Genomic DNA, 20,504 nt, shown 5'->3' on the forward strand with positions numbered 1-20,504 from the left:
TTGTATACTATATGTGTGAGACATATCGTATACAAATGAAAAGAACTGTTTTGAAATGAAGGCGTTTATCCTCAATGGTAAAACTCCTTATAAAAATATGGGTGAAAAACTTGATGATGATTTCCCTTTTAAAACACATCGTAAAAATATTTTGCGATGTGTTTTGTTGTAAGTTGGAGAGTACAGAAATATTAAATGATTATCCAGCTTTTGAGATACTTTGAGGGAATTTAGCACCTTACGCTAGCTTAGCAGCTTTCCTGAAGGGGATTTTGTTTTTTTACATGACGAAATGCTTAAAAACATAATATAAAATAAACATGTTTGATTTTCATCCATGTTTAATTTTTATAAACATCCATTACTTTAAACGTTTGACAAACGAGCATTAAGTCTGGAGTAAAAGTAAGTCCATACCGACTTAATTCCCAAGTGAAAAATTTAACGTGCTCACTATACCAATAATCATAGCTTAAATCGCCTTCACCCTCAGATCTTGCAAAATTACTTGTTACTTCATTCATTTTTAGTAAATCGATCTTTGTATATTTTATAATTGCTAATGGATTATTGTCTCCATCCAATACAATATCGTACTGACCAACTTTTTGAATTTCTTCCCCTTCAAGCTCATAAACACAATGTGCAGCGCATGTTCCTGTTTTGATTCCTTTAACTACTAAACTTCCTAATTCATCTCCCATTTCTTTGGAACCATCTCCAAACATCCATGCATCTGGAACACTCATGTTTAACTCATTTTCTTTAGAGTACATATACCAATATTCTTCTATCTTATTAACTGACATCTGTCACTCATCTCCTTAATATTTAAATATTTTGAATTTAACACACGGCATATTATCTGTCAATATTTTAGAAGAACTTGCAATACAACTACATCGATAAATGTTTATAAAAAATATAACTCTTCGTAAACATATTTTCCATTCTGTATATTAATGCGAATAAACGAAACTCATACTGTTATTCTGCTGAAATCGTTACGGAAAAGTAAAATAGTGGATAAAAGAACAAACTATAAATAGTTTTATTTACCAATAATATTTTCTTTGTTTCGTAGCATATTAAACGTACAGGAGGTGATATATGATGGCAAACAATCGTAACAACTCTTTAGTGGTTGCAGGTGCAGAAAGCGCACTGGATCAAATGAAATATGAAATTGCACAAGAATTCGGCGTACAATTAGGCGCGGATTCAACTGCAAGAGCGAACGGCTCTGTAGGTGGAGAAATCACAAAACGTCTCGTTGCTATGGCAGAACAGCAACTTGGTGGATATAACAAATAATGCTAGGTATAAAGTAGAAAAAGGAGAGATTATTTCTCTCCTTTTTTGTTTTGTATTCGATTATAAATAGTATATTTGTTATCTTTCTTGTCTCTCATTATTTGTTTCTTCCAGCCACTTAGAAACGGATTCTTGCATACGAGATTCTAATGATTGTATTATTTTATTTGATATAGCAAGTGCTTGATCCGCATACTTATTCGGGAACATGTTGCGCAAAGTAGGTTCATTTTCAGCACCATCTCCTGGTTCATGGTAATCTTCAATGATGTAATCATCCCCATTTTTTGTGACTGTCACACGGACTGGAAGTAAATGTCCTGCTTGAGGAACTGTCTGTGTTTCGCGGTTATATCCTTGCATGAGGGAATGGAGGTAGACATACATTTTTTCATCCTTCATCTCAGTTCCATAGATTACATGCGTCTCAAATTGTTTTTCTGTATGATTTAATTTGTCTTGATTCCAGGCAATGATACTTTCTGAAATAAGGGAATCTAGTTTGCTGTTAAGCGGAATATCCGTTACATCCTTTACCTCATTTTGGACAGAATCACACCCTGTTGCAATGAAAACGAGTATGACAATACTTACGGTAATTATTATCTTTCTCAAAATCTTATTTTCATATGTTAATGCAAAACGTCTGCTCATCAATTCACTCCATTTCTCTTTGTGCTAATCATCCACTGACATAACTCTTTTATATGACAATAGTAAAATCGTCTTCAAACTAGAAACTTATTCTATCCAAGGAAATATATCAAATTGTATAATACATACTATACATTCTTACACATAACGGGAGAGACTCTATGAGAAAAGTTATAATGTATTGCGGGATCTTTATTATGATTCTTTTAAGCGGTTGTATCCGATTCGGAAAAGACATTACAGATACAATCTATCTCATTCCTGAAGCATACGAAGGAGACCTTTTGGTTATATACAATGTTCCAGGAGCTGAGTTGTTGCCAGAAGAAGATGGATTTCGTGTCGTCACTTTTTCTGCAGACGGGACCGCAGTTACATCTACAGCCGATATGAAATATGGGGAAGTCAATGACACGTATTACACGGTTAACAAGGAAGGTAAGCGCACCAAACTTGATGAAAGCTGTATACGCGTTGGTTCAAATGGAGGCACTACTGAAAACATTGGTAAAGAAAATGAGCATACATTCTCATACGCGAAATTGGCAGTTACAACTAGTGCTTGCTCACAAAGCTTCTCATCATACGGGAGAGAAGTACCAGAAAATCAAGAACATCCTGTAGAGAAGAAACTGAGGGAATTATTGGTGCTCGTAAAAGAGCAGTATATGAAAGTGAAATACTAAATTTTCAAAAGGGTGAATGGATGATGTTAGGAATAGGGTTGATTGTAGTAGGCGTTTTACTTGTCAGCGTTGTATCTTACCGAGAAATAAAGAAAGCAGGGGGCGTAACCTGGATTGAAATTCTAGTATATCCCTTTTTATTATTAATAGGCGCGTTACTCGAACATTTTGATCTGCCAGAGTTTTTAATATTTTTAGGTTTGGTATGTATTGTTTTTGGTAGCTGTATGGTCATGGGCGTCAATATTCTATAACATTAAGAGCAAAGCATCTAGTTCAGATGCTTTTTTATTTTATTTTGTAATTTTTATTTTTAATGTCTATCACACTAGTTAGCCAGACATACAGGGTTCCAAGTGCTGGTAAAAAACTTAGCAAGTTGAATGTATTCTCTATAATATAGAATGAAATAAAAATGGAGGAAAAATAAATAGAAAATGGAAGAAAAATGTATACGTCACGTTTTAAAGATTTTAAACTTTGCACTTTATTCACCTCAGCTTTTCTGGCATTATGTTTTAAATAAGAACCCGTAAATTTGCAGATTCTCCTGGTGATGATTTTAAAATATGTAACTTAGTTTTAATCATAGAATGTATTGAATCACTATAAAAATCAAATATTAATTTTCTAAAGAATCCTATACAAACCTTATTGCGTTAGAAATATAGACCTAATTATAACCGTTGTAAATGGATCCAATTAGATTTCGGCATCCCAGTATCCGCATCATAACTAGTAACACATCCTGTCATCCCTTTTAAAATACCAACATGGATTGTTGCATCCGCATTAACTGTTACAATTTTCATCACATTCAGCTCCGTTTCGATAATATGCTTTGACTTCCCGCGTGATCATTTATTCGTTAGATAACAAAAACGCACCGTAACCCAGTGCGTTTCAGACAAATATACCTATATGTTTTACTTTGTAATTTGGAAGGAGCCACCATAATAATATGAATTGTCTACTTTTAGTACTGCCACATATGTACCTGGTGTGTAAACCGTTGTAATTGGTGTTTTGAACCTAGAATAGTAGTGGTGTCCAGCCTCACCTGCAGAAATGGTTTTGTAGCGTTGCAATTTACCTTCTCCGTTCAATCGATAAATCTTTACAACACCTACATCTTTTCCGCCTATATATACCGTCGTATCAAACGTATCACCTTGTTTTAACGTACCAGGGGCTAATTCTTGTAGATAGTCCACGTTGTGATGCAATAAGAAATACGTCTGCCATGGCCAATCATCCACAACAGCTGAAGCTTGCTTAATCGTATTTACTTCAGCGCGCGCTTTATCAGGTAGCGTACTGTCTAAAACGATAAAACCCGAAAAGGTTAAGGCACCGATTAAAGCAAATGAACATAATTTTTTCATATTAAATTCCTCTCGTTTATCTGACATTGTCATAGTCCAATTACAGGTATTAGGTTGTCATCCATTAATTGGATTATTATTCTAAAATCAATATATCATTTTCTTTTAATTTAATCAAATTAGAATTTTCTAACAAGTGATGAGGATAGATAAAATTCCATCTTTCTCCGTTTTTTCTATCATACAGAAGAAAGAACAGAGGCGATAAAGAAATTTTATTCCGCTCTCTTTTCAAATTAACAACATTTCCCGTTTGTACGGTACGAGACTATATTAAACATAAAATAGACACGAAAGGGGATTGGAATTAGCGAATATTTACATGGAATCTAGGAGATGCAAGCTCAACATTTCATAACGGATCGATGGTTCCATTTCAACAGACTCCGAATCCGACAGTAATTTTGTTCTGTTTACTCATGAGGTAACGGAAGAGAATTTAGAAAAACTTGCTACAATTGCTCATCAGTATACAGAGGATACCATCCATTGTTACAATTACGGCAGTGTAGAAAAAGTAGGATAAAAGAAGAAAACATACTGTTCCAAATTAATATTCCGTGTGTTTTTTTGAACATACATTCCTTTATTTAATGTATATATTGAATATATGGATATACTGTGTTATGATGTGAATTAGAAACTCGCGTGTTTCAAATACAACATTTTTATCTTCTTGATGACCTCTTATCTTTCCGTAAGAGGTCTTTTTTTATCCCTCCTCATTTGCATAGCCGTTAAAATACTATGAACAGATACTAGGAGACTACTACACTGTGATACTCTCTAGTATTTTTTCTTTATCCATATTATCTATTGTTGAGTAAATGATTAATTGTTAATTTTTGTATAATCTTTATAAAATAATAAAGGGGTATATATGAATAGGTATGTCCTTTTTATGTAATGATAATGCGAATTGAAGTGTAATACTGAAACGGTAAACGAGAAGAATCAGGGCCGAAACAGATAGTAAGGAAAGTAAAACAGTAACAGCAGACAATACTTATAATGAAAACGTTCATAATGGACTGTCTATGGATGGAGAAAAAAATACGAAAAGATAAAAGGGGCAAATGAATATGAACAGAGCCTTTAAAGGTATCGTATTAGCAGGTCTAAGTGTTAGCGGGTTGTACAATAGAAACATATGTCCTAACGCAGTCCAGAATATAAGCATGTAGATAAAGTATTCTTAGCTGATAAAATGGTAGAAGACAAGAAGACTATAGCAATGAAGAAATTGAAAGAGAACTAAGAGGTTTAGCATCCTGACTTTCTAAATAACATGAGTGTTTCTATAGAATGAATCCTTAGGAGGGCTATTGTGGAACCTTTAATCAATGGTATTTTATACTTTGTATTTTTTTTGGAGCACTGTTTCTTATACTGGGTACTGCATTGGTTTTATTTATCGTGGCTGCATTACTAATAATCTGGAAGGAGAATCTATCATTTCTAATGATTAGTTTAGGTATAAATATACTTGTCATTCCATTGTCTTTTTTTATTGGCGGGATGGCAACAGATTCCCCTGGTAGTACGATGCACGATTTTTGGAAAGTATTTTTCTTTATTCAGGTAATTCCGTTCCCTCTAGTACTGCTATCTTTAGTTTGGTGGCTTATTCGTCGAAAAAAAGCAAAAGTTCATGTGTAGCGTTTTTAATGCAAATAAGCTGTCCGTTTGGGGAGCTTATTGTATTTATTACTAAACGTGATTATTTCCAAAATGAATGCAATAACACTATACAGTTAAATAGAAGGTGAAACATATTGAAATCTTATCAAACGTTAGCCCACTTGTATGCATTAGGACTAGGCTGCGGGATTTGGGATAGAGAGGAGGTAATTTCATGGTGCGATAGGTTGATTGAAGCAAATGATCACCCGCCATATGAAATTATGGAGATATCTTTAATGTCTAAAGCAAAGCTGATATATATAGAATCGGCTTTACTGTCATATAGCCGCATAGTTGATGAAAAATACTCGGTAAATATCCTTCTTTCTGTCTTAAATGAAAAGTTAGTAGCTCAGAAATGTAATGTGAAACAAGCGCTTACTTGCTCCACTCGTTTACTAGTAAACAGAGGCGTATATTGGGAAGAGGAATATTTTGATTTATACAGCCTTGATGATAGCTATGATATTGCACAGGAAGGGATCCATTTTAATAAAGAAGATGTGATTACTGCTTATATCGATACATTAGGTGCTTTTCGCGTCCATTTTAACGAGTTTGAAGATCTATATTTGCAAGTCATGAAACAGAAGTGGCAAGGGTAGAAGGCAGGAAAAGGAATCATTGAATCGTAAGAGTTACTTCCTGTATTTATCACCAAATTTATCTAGCCAAGACGAATCTGTCTTCGTGTTGATGAATTTTTGTCTTTTAATAACTTAATGCTATCATCTTTAATTTTTCCGACAGCAAGCAAAGCTAGCATTTTTAATGCATAATCAGACGCTTGTAAACGAGCATCACTAATTAAATTTTTACCAGAGAGTAATTTATTTAATTAGTAGAAAAAGGAAGGGACCTATTTGGCTCCTTCCTTTTTCTCATACATACATAACGCTTGTTGACAACTTATGAAATAATAGCATTCATCGCTATTAAAATATAGCACTAAAAGCGATTTAATGGATATGCAATTATACATATCTGTTTAATTGCATGAATGGGAACAAAATGATTTAACTCTTCCGGTATGGAAACAAATAGATTCAGGTATATTTAGGGTAAGAAGACCTGATTATTGATTGCTGGTTAAATCATATTTCTACGTATCTGAAACAAATTATTTCACTGGATTGTATGTTATAGATGGTGAGGGATTTATGAAATGTAGATTGTTTCTTGGTTTTTTGCTCGTGATTTTACTTTGAGGATACATCGGAAAAGAAGTTACGTTATATACGATTCAAAAAGGGTTATTAGTTAGTGCATCCATAGATACGCTCCGTTTCCTGTTTCCTATCCTACTAAATTACCATTCCAAGCAGATACCTTCTCTTTCAAACAATTCATCCATTGAATAAAGATAATTCCGCCATACGTATCGGAGGGCATGAAGCTTTCTTAATACCATTTGGAATATATTTCAATATACTTCCGATACTATAACAGATCGAAAATTTCTCTATTGGAGGTATATAATGGCATATCCATTTCGTAACTTAGTATTTGAAGGTGGCGGAGTAAAGGGAAGCGCTTATATAGGTGCCATCCGTGCACTAAATGAAGAAGGGATTTTACCAGAAATACAACGATTTGGGGGGACTTCAGCAGGAGCGATTACTGCATTACTTTTAGGTCTTTCCATTCCATTCGCAGATCTTGTAAAAATCCACAAAGACATGAATTTTAAAGCGTTTAAAGATGATGATTTTTCGATTGTACAAGATAATATTCGTTTATTTTTTGATGGTTTTGGTATCTATAAAGGGGATTTCTTCACTGAGTGGGTAGGAAAGATCGTTGAAAAGTGGACAGGGAGTAAGGACACAACCTTTCAGCAGTTATATGACAAAACAGGAAAAGACGTGTTTTTCCAAGGAACGAACATTTCTACACACCAGCTTCGTACGTTTTCTCGCGAAACGACACCTGATGTCCCGTTAGTAGTTGCTGTGCGGATTTCGATGTCCATCCCATTCTTTTTTAAATCTGTGGAATGGGATAAAGATTATTATGTAGACGGAGGTGTACTGGATAACTACCCAATTCGTTTATTTGATCGGAAAAGTTTTGTGAATAAAGAAGAACACTTCACGACCACAGATACGATTGACGAGGTTAATAAACTGGTAAGCAATACGGAGGATCATTCTACACTAAGAAGCTTACACACGAAATACAATGCATCTTTCTTTGATCCTGCAGATGAAATTGTCTACAACAAAGAAACACTGGGTTTCCGTTTAGAATCTCAGGCCGAGATTGCCATGTTAAAACATATCGCAACTTCAACAGAACATCATATTGGCCATTCTCTTATTCATTTTGCATGGAATTTGTCTCAAACGATGATCAAAGGTCATGAGAGCGGAAAAACAACCAAAGAAGATGCTGCCCGTACTGTATTTATCAATACATTCTTTACGCCGTCGTTTAATTTCGATATCACAGAAGAAGAAAAGAAAACACTCATGAATTCAGGCTATACTTCTACTAAAGACTATCTACATCAGTTTAATACGTCTGAAGTAAAATTGTTTAATCGACCATAAAGCCGAGTGCAATGCACTTGGCTTTTTTTAATCGTCCTGTAAATTCTTTTTTTAGTAGCTAATAAAAATTCAGATAGACTATGCATAGAACAAGAGAAAGGAGATAACAGAAAGTAATAAATATAAGTTTTGATGACTTCTTATTTTGTAAAACTAGGGTGTAGAAAGGGTGAAACAGGTGGAAGAAAAACGAATTATGATTTATACAATTTTTCGGCTAACACAGTACAAAAGAGAAGCCTAAAACGGTGGATAGGAATGTATCAAAAAATGAATAGAGTAGCAAGACGGATTTATTGTGAAAGTAGGGATTTTCCTTTTTCTTTCTACTGATAATAAAGCGTTATGTAGACTGGGAATGTATAAGGTATTCATTGCTATTCCTTCAAAATGCTGATGTTACATCATATTAAAATAACCTCTAATTTAAGTATTGAAATTCTCTAAATCTCGATGTATTATATTCTTGTATTTTCTCACTTTGCTAAGCCTAGAAAACATCATCACTTCTGAAAGAACTCGAACTCCAGCGGGTTCTTTGAATTTACTTGAACTTATTTTTGAATCATTGTATTATATTTCCGAGTCTTACTCATATAAATCATTATCAGGAGAATCTGCAAATTTGCAGGTTCTTTTTTATTTTATTGAAAGTAAAATTTTAGCCAGTCATTTATTTTCATATTTTTGGTTTTTATACGTGTTTGGTAAAAATCAATGAGTTGCAAAAAAATACTATGCTGAAATCTAGTTCGGTATAGCAATGTGCATATAAAAGATCCCACTTTGCTATATCCCCTAAAAAGAGTCATAAAAATCTATATTTTTTTAATTCAGTTGCATACTACAAAACTTCTTTTAAAAGAAATGTATGTACATACACATTATATTTTGTTCCATAACTCTCTAACTTTTGTTCACGAGAGTCTGTTAAGTAAAGGATTATTGGCGGGTGGTGCAATAGGTGCAGAAGATGTGAAAACAAATGAAAAAGTACAAGTTGCTGTTGCAGGTAAAGAGGGAAATATAACGTATAAAGAAATTGATAAAGCAGAATCTCCATTGTTATTTGGAATGTATCCTTTATGTTAAGATCCGAATGGGAAGTTTGTTTTTTCTGATAATTAATATTTATACAAATTGTGTAATTAGTATACGGAAGTGGTTTTAAATTTCATTAATGTATTCCTTTTCATCTGAATGAATTATTTATTGCAACAGATTTCCCGTCCAAAATAAGATGTTCAAACAAAAGACAATATAAGTATCTTTATAATGATTTTTCAATATAATCAATGTGTTTATGAAAGGAACTCTGTGTTATTTTTGCTTTTTTACTAACTAATACAGCTTCAAACAAAGGACACAATTGCTACATACTAAGTGTGATTTATTACCTATTCAAAATTCTGTCTATTCAATCTTTCTAAAAATAAAAAAAGATTAAACTTATAAATATACAAGTTATAATGAGGGCGTCGAGACACAATTTATTACCTCTAGAGAAAATATCAAACCTTGTTTTGGATTAAAAATTCTAAAGAACTTGCCAGTAATTTTTTAAAATTGGACATACTGATATGATTACTATACGGTGGATAGCGGATTAGAAGGAAAGTTTATTCAACTCAATAAAGAAAGCGTTATCAAATGAAACTTGTTTTGAATCGATCATTCTAACAACTTAGATTCAACTACAGCTAAAAATAATAAATTATGGGGGTGCTTATATGAACATAAATGTAGCATCTATTAAAGAAAAAAAGATTGTTAAATACAAAAGTTGTTTTGATGTGATTGGGCCCATAATGATAGGCCCTTCAAGTTCACATACTGCAGGTGCTTTGGCTATTGGAACAGTTGCTAATAAATTATTTCAAGGTCTTCCCAAAAAAGTTGTGGTAAAGTATTATGAATCATTTGCTGAAACCCATAAAGGTCACGGAACTGATTTTGCAATTATTGCTGGTATATTAGGCTTTGCTGCTGATGACAGCAAAGTGCCAGATGCTATTAAAATAGCAGAGTCTAAGGGAATTGACATTACCTTTATTGAAAAATTGGGTAATAGTCCTGCTGGTCATCCAAATACGGCAGATGTATATGCAGAGGATGAAAGTCGAAGTATTAGAGTAATGGGGATTTCGGTCGGTGGTGGGTTGATTGAAGTCAAACATGTTGAAATTGATGGATTTAGCTTAAATCTGCAGGGGCCATTGCCAGTTGTTATTGCGATTTCAGAAAGAGCTGACTTTGAATTTGTTTTACGCAGGATCTTTAAACAATATGATGTGGAAATTAACAACTTTCATAGTTTGGAAGATAAAACAAAATATTTATATGCATTCGCTTTGGATTCGATATTGCCAGGTAATGCTCAGAAGGAATTAGGAGATTTAAGCAATATAGCTAATCTTATTATTCTTTAGTCACATTTAGGAGTGAAAAATATGTATATGGCCATAAAAGAAATTGTGGATGCAGCTAATAAAAGCCAAAAGCAAATTTATGAATTAGCAATCGAACAGGAAATCAAACAAACTAAAATTTCTTATGAAGAAGTATGGAGTAAAATGGAACGAAATTTAGCGACTATGCAACATGCAATAAATAAAAGTATCGAGGGCGACGGTGTATTTTCTCCAACAGGTTTGACCGGAGGGGATGCTGTAAAAATTAAAAACTATCGAGAAAATAGGAAAACTCTTTCTGGAGATTTGATGGTGTTAGGGATTCAAAGTGCTATCGGTGTTAATGAAGTAAATGCTGCATTAGGAGCTATTTGTGCAACTCCAACAGCAGGTGCGAGTGGGACGACTCCGGGAGTCCTATTTAGTATTAAAGATACGTTGCAGTTAAGTCATGAAGATATGATTCATTTTCTATTCACTTCAGCGTTATTTGGAACGATAGTCGCAAACAACGCTTGTATTTCAGGAGCGTACGGAGGATGTCAAGCTGAAGTAGGAAGTGCCTCAGCGATGGCGGCTGCAGCTGCGGTAGAAGCTGCGGGTGGAACGCCACAGCAATCTTCTGAAGCTTTTTCGATTGCATTACAAAATTTACTCGGTTTAGTTTGTGATCCGGTCGCTGGTTTGGTAGAAATTCCTTGTGTAAAGAGAAACGCCATTGGAACGGCAAATGCTTTAGCAGCAGCGGACATCGCATTAGCCGGCGTAAACAATCTCATCAATGCTGACGAAGTGATTGAAGCCATGTATAGAGTTGGAAGACAGATGCCTCGCGAATTAAGAGAGACAGGTTTAGGTGGTATTGCAGCTACACCTACAGGAATTGCCATTAAAAATAAAATCTTTGGGGAGAAACAATTAAATCAATAAGTTATCGAGTGTATTGTGAAATTTTTAACAATCTTTACTCTATTGTTCGCCTAAGGATGTCTGTATATTGGGGGAGTTATCAATAAAATATACTACTATATAATTAAAATATTTTATAAGTGGTAATAAACCCTTCAGGTTGATGCTTCGCTAATTTTTTGATTTTTATTAACCTAGAAGGGGGATATTCGTTGTGGCGCACTATATAAGCTATTCATTTTTCAAGAACGGTCTATATTCCTATATCTTAAAAAAGAAAATTAAGAATAGGACACAAGGAGGAATTATTATATGGATGGGAATACTGCAAAAAACATAGAATTTCAAGCTGATAACACTGCAGTAAAAAATGAGAAATATCTAGACCCTAAAAAGTGGCATAAACAGGATACTACCTGGGCATTGAGCCTTTTTGGAACAGCAATTGGAGCAGGAGTACTCTTTTTACCGATTAATGCAGGTTCAGGTGGTTTATTATCATTGCTGTTAATTACCATACTTGCATATCCTGTTATGTATTATTCACATAGGGCGCTTGCTAAAATGATTTACGCTTCGAACTCTGCCGATGAGGGGATTACAGGTACAATAAGAGAGTATTTTGGAAATAAGGCAAGTATCATTTTTAATATTGTGTATTTTGTCTCCATTTATACGATCGTGCTGATGTACTCGGTCGCACTTACAAATACCGCTAGTAGCTTTATCGTGCATCAATTGCACATGTCGGAGCCTCCAAGGTCCATTTTATCGCTTGTCTTAGTACTCGGTCTTATCGCTATACTAAATTTTGGTCAAGATATAACTGTAAAGATCATGAGCATGCTAGTGTATCCTTTTATAGCTTCTCTCCTTTTTATCGCAATATCTTTGATTCCACAGTGGAATACGTCAATGCTTAGTTTTTCAAGTGTTTCTACTGCTTCAACAGGAACAGGATATTTAGGAACGATATGGATGATACTTCCAATCATAGTATTCTCGTTTAATCATTCGCCTATGATTTCGTCATTTGTTATGAAACAGAGAGCTACGTATGGAATAGATGCTACTGATGCTAAATGTGCTCAAATACAAAAAGTTTGTTATATTATGACATTCGTAGTTGTTATGTTCTTTGTTTGGAGCAGTACCTTAAGTTTGACTCCAAATGATCTTAAGGTGGCAAAAGAACAGAACTTGTCAATCCTATCATATCTTGCTAATGAGCTTAATTCGCCAGTAATCACTATTGCAGCTCCTATCATTGCATTTGTGGCTATTACAAAGTCTTTCCTTGGTCATTATATAGGAGCGTATGAGGTAATGCGTGACATGATTATCAAGTCCAGTAAAAAACGTGGGAAAGATATAGGAGAAAAAACAGTTAAGACAATGATTCTTACTTTTGTCGTATTAACATGCTGGTATGTTGCTTATACAAATCCAAGTATTCTTGGAATCATTGATGCCCTTAGCGGTCCGCTAGTTGCTGTTATCTTATGTATACTACCAATGTATGCAATCCATAAAGTATCAGTACTTGCTAAATACAAAGGGAAATCGAGCAATGTATTTGTCATTATTATAGGTATTCTTACTGTCCTAGCAAGTATTAAGTCATTATTCTAATCCACTATTGTTAGTATCGATGCAAAAATCGTGGGATATGGAAAAAAGAAAGATTCTTATCGGAACTGAATTCTATATTGTTAAACTAAAGAAATCATGGTTTTGGACAAACTCCTCACATTGGAGAGTTTGTCTTTTTTTATTATATGCATAACTTTTATCATTTTAACCAAGAAGACCCCTTCCTCAAGGAACGCGAAATAAGTAGGTGGGAGATGAATTGGCTAAAATGATAAACTGGTGACCCAGTATGTAGAAGTGAAAAAGGGGAAAACTATTGTATAATTATCGATAATTTAGGGGGCGCCAAATGAAGCATAATAAAGAAGTAACACTTGGGGATTACGTTCAATTTTCATATCGTAAAAATCCTAATTTGCAATTAATGGGATTTGTGGTGAATGTTTTACAAAATACAATTGTTGTAGATATTGCGGAAAGAATGGATATCGAGGTAGATGATTTTAGGCAGGTTGTAAAGCATGGTTATTATAATAAAGTGGTTCATAAGCAAATAAAGAATAGTGTTTCATAAAAAAGTGCTCCTATATAAATTTAGGAGCACTTTTTATGGAGAGAATTTCCGCAAAGTTTTTTTGTCAGAGGTATAAAATTTTCATATGAAAATACGTTTTGAAGATATTTTCTTATTTGTTAATTAATAATTTTTTCAATCTTTATAGCTGTTATGAATTTAAAATATTATTCATAAAAATTTCACATAATTTTATTAAAAAGAAAAATACTAATACTTGTTTTAATACTTTACCTAGAGTTATTAAAACAAATTTACTAACTGCGAAACAAGGAGGCATCACTGTGGACATTCGTGAAGGATTAATTCCAACAGCTTTAGGTACAGCAGTGACAGCAGCAGGTTATGCTCTTAAACAAACTCGTGGAACTAATAAAATGATTGCAAATACAGTATTTGGTTTTGGTTTAGCACACGTCGTTTTAGGTGTAATCGATCTTGTTGAACATCGTCGTTAGAACGAAAGGCAAGCATTGATATATGCTTGCCTTTTTGGGAGTACATTTATTATTCATTTTTCAAATATGTTTGTATGACGTAATCATTATCAATGTAATTAAATAGTTACACTACAAGGAAATTAGAAAGTAAAACTGTGAGCATTGAATTTTATGAAATGAGATGGTGATGGAATGGAATTTTCTTCTGAAAGTAATACGTATCATGCTGGTGATATTGTTTATATTTTTTACCGAAATCCTCATACTCAAGACGTAGCTAACATACAAGCTGCAGCAGTTGTAAATAATCCTGAAAGACCTAATGAATTAGCACTATTTCTTTACGAAACGTATTATCCACTAACAAATGAGATGGCTATATATGCTACCGAAGATGAGGCAAACCAAGCTTACACTTACTATTATGGTGATATTTCAGAGGGGATGTTAGAATGAATAAGCCATTTATGCCTAAGCTCGTATATTTTGAACCGAAAGCACTAGATTATCCTTTGGGGAAAGAGCTGTTTGAGAAGTTTTCAAAGATGGATGTTGAAATTCGACATACTACTTCTCATAATCAAGTAAGAGATTTGCCAGGGGATAACGATTTTCAAAAGTATCGAGTAGCAAAATCCACGCTGGTTGTTGGTGTTAGAAAAACACTGAAATTCGATACTTCCAAGCCTTCAGCAGAGTATGCAATTCCTTTTGCAACGGGATGTATGGGACATTGTCATTATTGTTATTTACAAACAACGATGGGAAGTAAGCCTTATATACGAACGTATGTAAATGTTGAAGAAATTTTAGATGCTGCTGATAAATACATGAAAGAGCGTGCACCTGAAGTAACAAGATTTGAAGCGTCGTGTACTTCAGATATTGTAGGAATCGATTATTTAACGCATACCCTTAAACGGGCCATTGAGCATTTTGGAGAATCTGAATATGGGAAATTGAGATTTGTTACGAAATTCCACCATGTAGATCATTTACTTGATGCTAAACATAATGGAAAAACAAGATTTCGCTTTAGTGTAAACGCTGATTATGTGATTAAAAACTTTGAACCAGGAACTTCTCCCTTAGCTAAGCGAATTGAGGCAGCAGGAAAAGTAGCTAGAGCTGGATATCCTCTTGGTTTCATTGTAGCTCCTATTTACCTACATGAAGGCTGGAAGGAAGGATACTATCATATGTTTGAACGCCTAAATGCTGAATTACCTCTTGATTCACGGGATGATATTACATTTGAATTTATTCAACATCGTTTTACAAAGCCAGCTAAGAGAGTGATTGAAAAAAACTACCCGATGACAAAATTAGAATTAGATGAAGAGAAAAGAAGGTATAAATGGGGGAAATATGGAATCGGAAAATACATTTATCAAAAAGAAGAAGAAGAGGATATAAAAAATTATCTCTATTCCTATATGAAACAGTTCTTTCCTAATGCAAAACTAGAATATTTTACATAAAAGAAACGAACAAAATTCATTACATCATCAATCTAAAAAATTACTCACTCAAAAAAGTGATATTGGTCAACAATTCGCTAATAAATTATTTGAAAAATTTATATACGAAAGTCTTTTATGTAAAAATATGTTTCATTATGAGCTGAATCCCAACAGTTAAACAGAAAAATACAGTGGTTGCTCTGAGTTAATGGAGATAGAAGAAAGAGGATTTGTAGTAGGCGCGTCTTACGATATTGTTAAGGAAAAGAAATCAAATCCAATTATGAAAGGGACGTATCAGATGGTACTTCCCAGTAAGTTAGCGCAGCAAGGTGGAAAAGGGGCAGGGAATAATTATATTAATGTGAGTGCAAAAGCAGATAGTGTATTTGAACAAATACGAATTATTGCTAAAAAAATTAGTCGTGAATTATTTTTTCCGCATATACAAGTGATTATTTTTTCTGAAAAATTACTCTCGAATCCTAATGTTTTACAGAATACGCTAGATGTACATATTCGTGATCATGAAATGAGAAGAAACATCCGTCTATTTGTTTCTCGAGGGTACTTTGGCGGAGTTGCATTTTAGCGATTATAAACAAGTTATGGATGAAAAACGCTTAACGAAGGATATTTCAAAAGAGATGGAGCAAAGGATTCAAAAATCAATAAAGCTTGTTCAAAAAAATATAAGGTGGATGTATTAGCATTAGGAGAAGTATATAAGCGGAATAATTATAAAGAATGGAAGAAAATAAGTAAGAATTGGGATCAAGGTGAAAATTATTTTAGTAATGCTGACATTAATGTTTATGTTCATCCAGTAATTGAACATTCAGGCTCAACTTTACCGAAGAGAGTGAAATAAGGTGATTTAAGTCGTTAGCGGATTAGAAATACGCTAAACGATATTAATGCTGGTTCTGCATTTTCAATCAGTGCAGACTTATGTACTTTAAACGTGATTAATAAATTATATTTGGCTTATTATGATCCTTTGGTTAGCACTAGTTAGAGTTATAGTAAAAATATTAAGTAGAAACGACTTATTTTTAATAATAAGAGGAAATATGTTACTGAAAAGTAAGGAGACAAATTATTACTTTTCTAAAGAGTCATTAGGTCCGTACAATGATGCATTAAAGTGATTCATAAGGGATTCTGAATGCTAAGAGAGTGAGAATGAATTACAAAAGAAAGGTGCATAGGCGCCTTTCTTTTTTTGAAGGGATTTTTTGTTACGAGTTAGTACAAAATTGGGTTCAGGGGGTACTATAAAATTTTAGCTTGATGGCGATGGGGTAGCATCCACGTCTATCAACATCACTACACCTATATTTAATACTGCGTTACGTGCCTTTAATCAAGTGAAAAACAAGACCCATTTTGTAAAAACTGAAACCAACGTTTTCTAAACTGAATTTGAGCCATATCTGCATGAACATGGGCCTCCATTTTTAAAGCTTCTGGTATAGGTCTAGGATGTTGACTTTCTACAATAATTTGATCCTCTTTTAGTACTCTTAAACTAAATTTAGCTAAAATTTGGTCTAGTAAAGGGAAGTACTTTAAAAATGTCCTTCCGGTATATCCCATAATTAATGTCTCTTCTTCATCAATTGGTGTAAACGTAATATACGGAATAAATGACTCATTCTCCTGTTTGCCACTGTGAAGCATCCACTGATGTGGGAATTTGTATTCAAGGTAAGCATCACCATTTGAGAATATAAACTGATCCAGTGTTCCCTCCAGCTTATAATTGGTTGATTCGGCTTTTGTTTTTCTACCAATCGTTTTTTTATGTATATAAGCAAGATGAGCAGTATCCAGCACAGATTCGATTGATCGAGTAAGGTGTGCATTCCAAGTGGCGTGGAAGAAAGAGAGTTTAAAAGGAGTGTTCTCCATTACATGAAAAGTTTGCCATTCAGGTGGAGTTTCCTCACTATCAGGGTATATCCAAATCAACCCAATTTTTTCTCTTACAGGGTATGAGAAGGTATGAGCAAATTTCGGGATAGGTTTATTGGGTTGGGATGGAATTCTTACACAAGTACCACAACTATCGAATTCCCAACCATGGTAGGGACAGACTAGTTTACCATTTACTACTTGTCCCAGTGATAAGTCAGCGCCACGATGAGGGCAGTAAGGTGATAGAGCCTGAACTTCGCCTTTTTCATCCCGATATAATAGAAAATCTTTGCCAGTAACTCTTTTTTTACTGGGATCTTTTTTATATCTTTTACATAACTCACAGCATACCAATTACGTGGGAATACTCTATTTATATTTAGAGTCATTTATTTTCTCCTTCTTTTTTATTCACCTAGTAGATATTAGTGGTGTCTACTGTATACTGTCTATTCTATGCTATAAAATATTTTAAATGTTGGTTTAAAATTAATAAATCTACAGTTTAATCAAATCATTATGAAAGCCTGCATAATCTCTCTAAATGTAACAAAAATGACTAAAGTACAATAGATTTTAAAAAGGAGAAAGTTTTATTTTATTGAAAATTGAGATATTAAGCAATATTCCTATTGCTATTAAATTCACCATTAAAGAACTTCCACCAAAACTTACAAATGGAAATGGAGTACCTGTAAGAGGAAATAGTCCCGTAATACCACCTAAATTTACAACTGATTGCATACCAATCATACATCCTATACCAATTGCTATAAAACTGCCGAATGGATCTACACATAATTGTGCAATTTTTAAGGAGCGAAGTACTATAGTCAAAACTCCAACCAATAGAATAAATACACCAATAAATCCTAGTTCTTCAGAAACTATTGCCATTATAAAATCAGTGTGTGGTTCTGGAAGATAACCTGTTTTTTGTATGCTATTTCCAAATCCACGACCAGTGATTCCTCCAGAGCCCATGGCAATAAAAGAGTTTACAAGCTGGTATCCATTTCCTTGCGCATCAAGAAAGGGATTGAAAATCGTAGTAATACGTGTCTTTTGAACTTCTGATAAACTATATTGAATCAAATAATATAAAATAGGTAACCATAAAATAGAACCGATGGTAGTTCTTTTGATTAGTAGATTTATATTTATTCCTGAACAAAGAAATATGCTAAAACCTATACCTAATATTAAAAGTGCAGATCCTAAATTTGGTTGTTTAAAGATAAGAAAAAAAATTGTAGCTAAAAAAAATAAAAGTTTTCCGATACCACTCCAGTTATTTTTAGCTTGTTCTTGTCGCAATGCAAAAAAACGGGCTGTTACAAGGATTGTTCCTAATTTAAGAAATTCAGCTGGCTGTATTCCAAAGATCCATGATTGAGCATTATTTACCACTTTTCCTTTCCATAAAACCATAATTAATAAAAAAATCCCCCCAACCATAATACAGATTGAGACTATTCGTTTTTTCCATATTTCATATGGGAGTAAAGCACAAATTATTAATCCTATTGTTCCTAAAAGTAGCTTTGTTAATTGAGAATCAACAAAATGTCTACTGTTATAACCGTAATGTTGGACAGCGACAATGGAGCTTGCACTATACATCATGATAATACCTAAAGTACATGTTATGAATAGAGGAAGGAGCAATAGATAATCGAGTTTTAATATTTTTTTCATTTTAATATCCTCCTGATTTAAAACAAAACATAATATTACATTTGCTAATGAATAGAATCTTGTTCTCGTCAATTACTAAATATGACTTTTGTTTAGGAAGATTCTATCGCTTATTCCCTGTTTTTTACGCAAAAATCCCCCTAGTATGTAACTAGAGGGATTCAAAATGGCATGAGTAAATAAGGCTTTTTTCCCTCTAGTAGAGCTTTGGCACTATACAACGTAAAGTAATGAAAATTCATTACTTAGCTATCTTAAGAAGAGCCTTAATCCGACAATTCCTGTTCTACCCATTGGCGTCTTTCGACATTTTTGGGCAATAGCCTGTGTTTGCATAGGAGCCTCACCTAACAGGTTAAGCAATATAAATTTTATGTGTTTGTTTCGTGTAGCAAGCATAAATATATTTTTTTTGCTTGTCAAGCAACCATATTGCTAATTTTATTTGTTTTATTGCTTTATAGTTCTTTGAGAAATGATATGAAAAAATGTCTGTAATCATTCTGTATAAGTACATATTTTTGACTTGTAGTGTATCGTTTGATTAAGTAGTTTAACCATATAAATTTGATAAACAGTAAAGAAGATTTTAATCATAAAAGAAGATTTTTTTGTGAATGTTCTTTTGATATACAGAATGACTAATTATTCATCTTTTGTTATAAAGTTGGAATTTGATTAAAAACAATAAGTTTCATATGTTTTATTACGTTTCTTCGAATTAAATCTATTTGAATTCTATGTTTTTTAAGGGGAATTTTAAATTTATAATAAAATATAATTTCATTTTCTATAAAAGATTTTTTTATGAATGGAATTGAAAGTCAGTTGACAAATATTAAATTCTGGTTTAAATTTTGAAGTAATTCAATAAACTTTGTTAGGTGAGGCTCCTGTATAGAGAAACGCTGCTGCCCAAAAATGTCGAGAGACGCCAATGGGTCAACAGGAACGGTCGGATTAAGGCCCTTCTTAATGTAGCTGGTTATAAAAACCTATGCTATACAGTGCTAAAACTCAACGAGGGAGTGGTATACGATTTGGTAGAAAGGCACCTCTGTGATTTCGGCAGAGCTGTCTTAATAATCATTTATTTGTATTGTGATAAAACCTTTACTCCTTTTTGAGTAAAGGTTTTTCTGTTTAATGTTATTTATTTTTATCTTGTCTATATTCAAAAAGGAGGTAATTCTAAATAATGAATTGATTGCAATGTAACTAT

Annotated in this window: 18 protein-coding genes, 3 pseudogenes and 2 riboswitches; of the genes and pseudogenes, 15 read left to right on the forward strand and 6 right to left on the reverse strand. The window is 33.5% G+C overall.

Annotated elements, in window-relative coordinates:
* Positions 1-341 precede the first annotated feature (341 nt).
* Positions 342-809, reverse strand: a complete 468-nt coding sequence (locus AC1Q8M_RS08460; RefSeq protein WP_025118480.1) for an ASCH domain-containing protein — start codon at positions 807-809, stop codon at positions 342-344.
* 304 nt (positions 810-1,113) lie between these two features.
* On the opposite strand from AC1Q8M_RS08460, the gene AC1Q8M_RS08465 reads away from it, so the two are divergent.
* Positions 1,114-1,314 carry an alpha/beta-type small acid-soluble spore protein gene (locus AC1Q8M_RS08465; RefSeq protein ID WP_000002881.1) on the forward strand — a complete coding sequence of 67 codons (201 nt, stop codon included), beginning with the start codon at positions 1,114-1,116 and terminating at the stop codon, positions 1,312-1,314.
* A 78-nt stretch (positions 1,315-1,392) separates the two neighbouring features.
* Here AC1Q8M_RS08465 and AC1Q8M_RS08470 read toward each other — a convergent pair whose 3' ends face one another.
* Positions 1,393-1,968, reverse strand: a complete 576-nt coding sequence (locus tag AC1Q8M_RS08470) for a hypothetical protein (protein WP_025118216.1) — start codon at positions 1,966-1,968, stop codon at positions 1,393-1,395.
* Between the two features lie 161 nt (positions 1,969-2,129).
* Between AC1Q8M_RS08470 and AC1Q8M_RS08475 the strand changes: the two genes are divergently transcribed.
* Complete coding sequence (locus AC1Q8M_RS08475; protein WP_001233337.1) at positions 2,130-2,654, forward strand: DUF6843 domain-containing protein; 525 nt, start codon at positions 2,130-2,132, stop codon at positions 2,652-2,654.
* A 20-nt stretch (positions 2,655-2,674) separates the two neighbouring features.
* Positions 2,675-2,908 carry a hypothetical protein gene (locus AC1Q8M_RS08480; RefSeq protein ID WP_002152897.1) on the forward strand — a complete coding sequence of 78 codons (234 nt, stop codon included), beginning with the start codon at positions 2,675-2,677 and terminating at the stop codon, positions 2,906-2,908.
* A 423-nt stretch (positions 2,909-3,331) separates the two neighbouring features.
* Here AC1Q8M_RS08480 and AC1Q8M_RS08485 read toward each other — a convergent pair whose 3' ends face one another.
* Both AC1Q8M_RS08485 and AC1Q8M_RS08490 read right to left on the reverse strand, forming a co-directional pair.
* Entirely contained in the window at positions 3,332-3,466 is a 135-nt protein-coding gene (locus AC1Q8M_RS08485; protein WP_255259031.1) for a hypothetical protein, read from the reverse strand.
* 114 nt (positions 3,467-3,580) lie between these two features.
* The gene (locus AC1Q8M_RS08490; protein ID WP_023521971.1) at positions 3,581-4,039 is read right to left on the reverse strand and encodes a DUF5065 family protein; all 459 of its coding nucleotides are present in this window, start codon (positions 4,037-4,039) and stop codon (positions 3,581-3,583) included.
* 1,327 nt (positions 4,040-5,366) lie between these two features.
* On the opposite strand from AC1Q8M_RS08490, the pseudogene AC1Q8M_RS08495 reads away from it, so the two are divergent.
* The 12 genes and pseudogenes from AC1Q8M_RS08495 to AC1Q8M_RS08550 all read left to right on the forward strand — a co-directional run.
* Positions 5,367-5,698: pseudogene (locus AC1Q8M_RS08495) on the forward strand (hypothetical protein).
* A gap of 116 nt (positions 5,699-5,814) precedes the next feature.
* A complete protein-coding gene (locus AC1Q8M_RS08500; protein ID WP_098855377.1) occupies positions 5,815-6,327 on the forward strand; it encodes a protein kinase in 513 nt (170 codons plus the stop codon).
* 873 nt (positions 6,328-7,200) lie between these two features.
* Complete coding sequence (locus AC1Q8M_RS08505; protein ID WP_000331130.1) at positions 7,201-8,274, forward strand: patatin-like phospholipase family protein; 1,074 nt, start codon at positions 7,201-7,203, stop codon at positions 8,272-8,274.
* 1,730 nt (positions 8,275-10,004) lie between these two features.
* Positions 10,005-10,703, forward strand: a complete 699-nt coding sequence (gene sdaAB / locus AC1Q8M_RS08510; RefSeq protein ID WP_001024890.1) for an L-serine ammonia-lyase, iron-sulfur-dependent subunit beta — start codon at positions 10,005-10,007, stop codon at positions 10,701-10,703.
* A 21-nt stretch (positions 10,704-10,724) separates the two neighbouring features.
* Positions 10,725-11,615, forward strand: a complete 891-nt coding sequence (sdaAA, locus tag AC1Q8M_RS08515) for an L-serine ammonia-lyase, iron-sulfur-dependent, subunit alpha (protein WP_000281775.1) — start codon at positions 10,725-10,727, stop codon at positions 11,613-11,615.
* Between the two features lie 291 nt (positions 11,616-11,906).
* The gene (locus AC1Q8M_RS08520) at positions 11,907-13,226 is read left to right on the forward strand and encodes an aromatic amino acid transport family protein (RefSeq protein WP_098855376.1); all 1,320 of its coding nucleotides are present in this window, start codon (positions 11,907-11,909) and stop codon (positions 13,224-13,226) included.
* A 310-nt stretch (positions 13,227-13,536) separates the two neighbouring features.
* Entirely contained in the window at positions 13,537-13,761 is a 225-nt protein-coding gene (locus AC1Q8M_RS08525) for a DUF2187 domain-containing protein (protein ID WP_000682217.1), read from the forward strand.
* 284 nt (positions 13,762-14,045) lie between these two features.
* Entirely contained in the window at positions 14,046-14,219 is a 174-nt protein-coding gene (locus AC1Q8M_RS08530; protein ID WP_000354585.1) for a hypothetical protein, read from the forward strand.
* A gap of 174 nt (positions 14,220-14,393) precedes the next feature.
* Positions 14,394-14,657: a transcriptional regulator SplA gene (locus AC1Q8M_RS08535; protein ID WP_000396091.1), complete on the forward strand. Its 264-nt coding sequence runs from the start codon at positions 14,394-14,396 to the stop codon at positions 14,655-14,657.
* Positions 14,654-15,682 carry a spore photoproduct lyase gene (gene splB, locus AC1Q8M_RS08540; protein ID WP_061660949.1) on the forward strand — a complete coding sequence of 343 codons (1,029 nt, stop codon included), beginning with the start codon at positions 14,654-14,656 and terminating at the stop codon, positions 15,680-15,682. The genes AC1Q8M_RS08535 and splB overlap by 4 nt, the downstream gene beginning before the upstream one ends.
* A gap of 172 nt (positions 15,683-15,854) precedes the next feature.
* Positions 15,855-16,535: pseudogene (locus tag AC1Q8M_RS08545) on the forward strand (Ger(x)C family spore germination protein); the annotation flags it as partial.
* Positions 16,536-16,716: 181 nt separating this feature from the next.
* Positions 16,717-16,815: pseudogene (locus tag AC1Q8M_RS08550) on the forward strand (HXXEE domain-containing protein); the annotation flags it as partial.
* A gap of 211 nt (positions 16,816-17,026) precedes the next feature.
* Here the strand turns inward: AC1Q8M_RS08550 and AC1Q8M_RS08555 are convergent.
* Both AC1Q8M_RS08555 and AC1Q8M_RS08560 read right to left on the reverse strand, forming a co-directional pair.
* Positions 17,027-17,938 (reverse strand): Rieske 2Fe-2S domain-containing protein, encoded by a 912-nt coding sequence (locus AC1Q8M_RS08555; RefSeq protein ID WP_061660948.1) that lies wholly within the window; start codon positions 17,936-17,938, stop codon positions 17,027-17,029.
* 222 nt (positions 17,939-18,160) lie between these two features.
* On the reverse strand, positions 18,161-19,282 hold the full coding sequence (locus AC1Q8M_RS08560) for an FtsW/RodA/SpoVE family cell cycle protein (RefSeq protein ID WP_000722115.1): 1,122 nt from the start codon (positions 19,280-19,282) through the stop codon (positions 18,161-18,163).
* A 185-nt stretch (positions 19,283-19,467) separates the two neighbouring features.
* Positions 19,468-19,644: riboswitch (M-box (ykoK) riboswitch) on the reverse strand.
* 507 nt (positions 19,645-20,151) lie between these two features.
* Positions 20,152-20,317: riboswitch (M-box (ykoK) riboswitch) on the forward strand.
* Positions 20,318-20,504: the final 187 nt, after the last annotated feature.

Source organism: Bacillus sp. GW823-FHT06A10 (genome assembly GCF_058795375.1).

Bases quoted from the DNA above. Each gene is read 5' to 3' on its own strand.
- AC1Q8M_RS08460 (WP_025118480.1), bottom strand. From the start codon at position 809: ATGTCAGTTAATAAGATAGAAGAATATTGGTATATGTACTCTAAAGAA.
- AC1Q8M_RS08465 (WP_000002881.1), top strand. From the start codon at position 1,114: ATGGCAAACAATCGTAACAACTCTTTAGTGGTTGCAGGTGCAGAAAGC.
- AC1Q8M_RS08470 (WP_025118216.1), bottom strand. From the start codon at position 1,968: ATGAGCAGACGTTTTGCATTAACATATGAAAATAAGATTTTGAGAAAG.
- AC1Q8M_RS08475 (WP_001233337.1), top strand. From the start codon at position 2,130: ATGAGAAAAGTTATAATGTATTGCGGGATCTTTATTATGATTCTTTTA.
- AC1Q8M_RS08480 (WP_002152897.1), top strand. From the start codon at position 2,675: ATGATGTTAGGAATAGGGTTGATTGTAGTAGGCGTTTTACTTGTCAGC.
- AC1Q8M_RS08485 (WP_255259031.1), bottom strand. From the start codon at position 3,466: ATGAAAATTGTAACAGTTAATGCGGATGCAACAATCCATGTTGGTATT.
- AC1Q8M_RS08490 (WP_023521971.1), bottom strand. From the start codon at position 4,039: ATGAAAAAATTATGTTCATTTGCTTTAATCGGTGCCTTAACCTTTTCG.
- AC1Q8M_RS08505 (WP_000331130.1), top strand. From the start codon at position 7,201: ATGGCATATCCATTTCGTAACTTAGTATTTGAAGGTGGCGGAGTAAAG.
- sdaAB (WP_001024890.1), top strand. From the start codon at position 10,005: ATGAACATAAATGTAGCATCTATTAAAGAAAAAAAGATTGTTAAATAC.
- sdaAA (WP_000281775.1), top strand. From the start codon at position 10,725: ATGTATATGGCCATAAAAGAAATTGTGGATGCAGCTAATAAAAGCCAA.
- AC1Q8M_RS08520 (WP_098855376.1), top strand. From the start codon at position 11,907: ATGGATGGGAATACTGCAAAAAACATAGAATTTCAAGCTGATAACACT.
- AC1Q8M_RS08525 (WP_000682217.1), top strand. From the start codon at position 13,537: ATGAAGCATAATAAAGAAGTAACACTTGGGGATTACGTTCAATTTTCA.
- AC1Q8M_RS08535 (WP_000396091.1), top strand. From the start codon at position 14,394: ATGGAATTTTCTTCTGAAAGTAATACGTATCATGCTGGTGATATTGTT.
- splB (WP_061660949.1), top strand. From the start codon at position 14,654: ATGAATAAGCCATTTATGCCTAAGCTCGTATATTTTGAACCGAAAGCA.
- AC1Q8M_RS08560 (WP_000722115.1), bottom strand. From the start codon at position 19,282: ATGAAAAAAATATTAAAACTCGATTATCTATTGCTCCTTCCTCTATTC.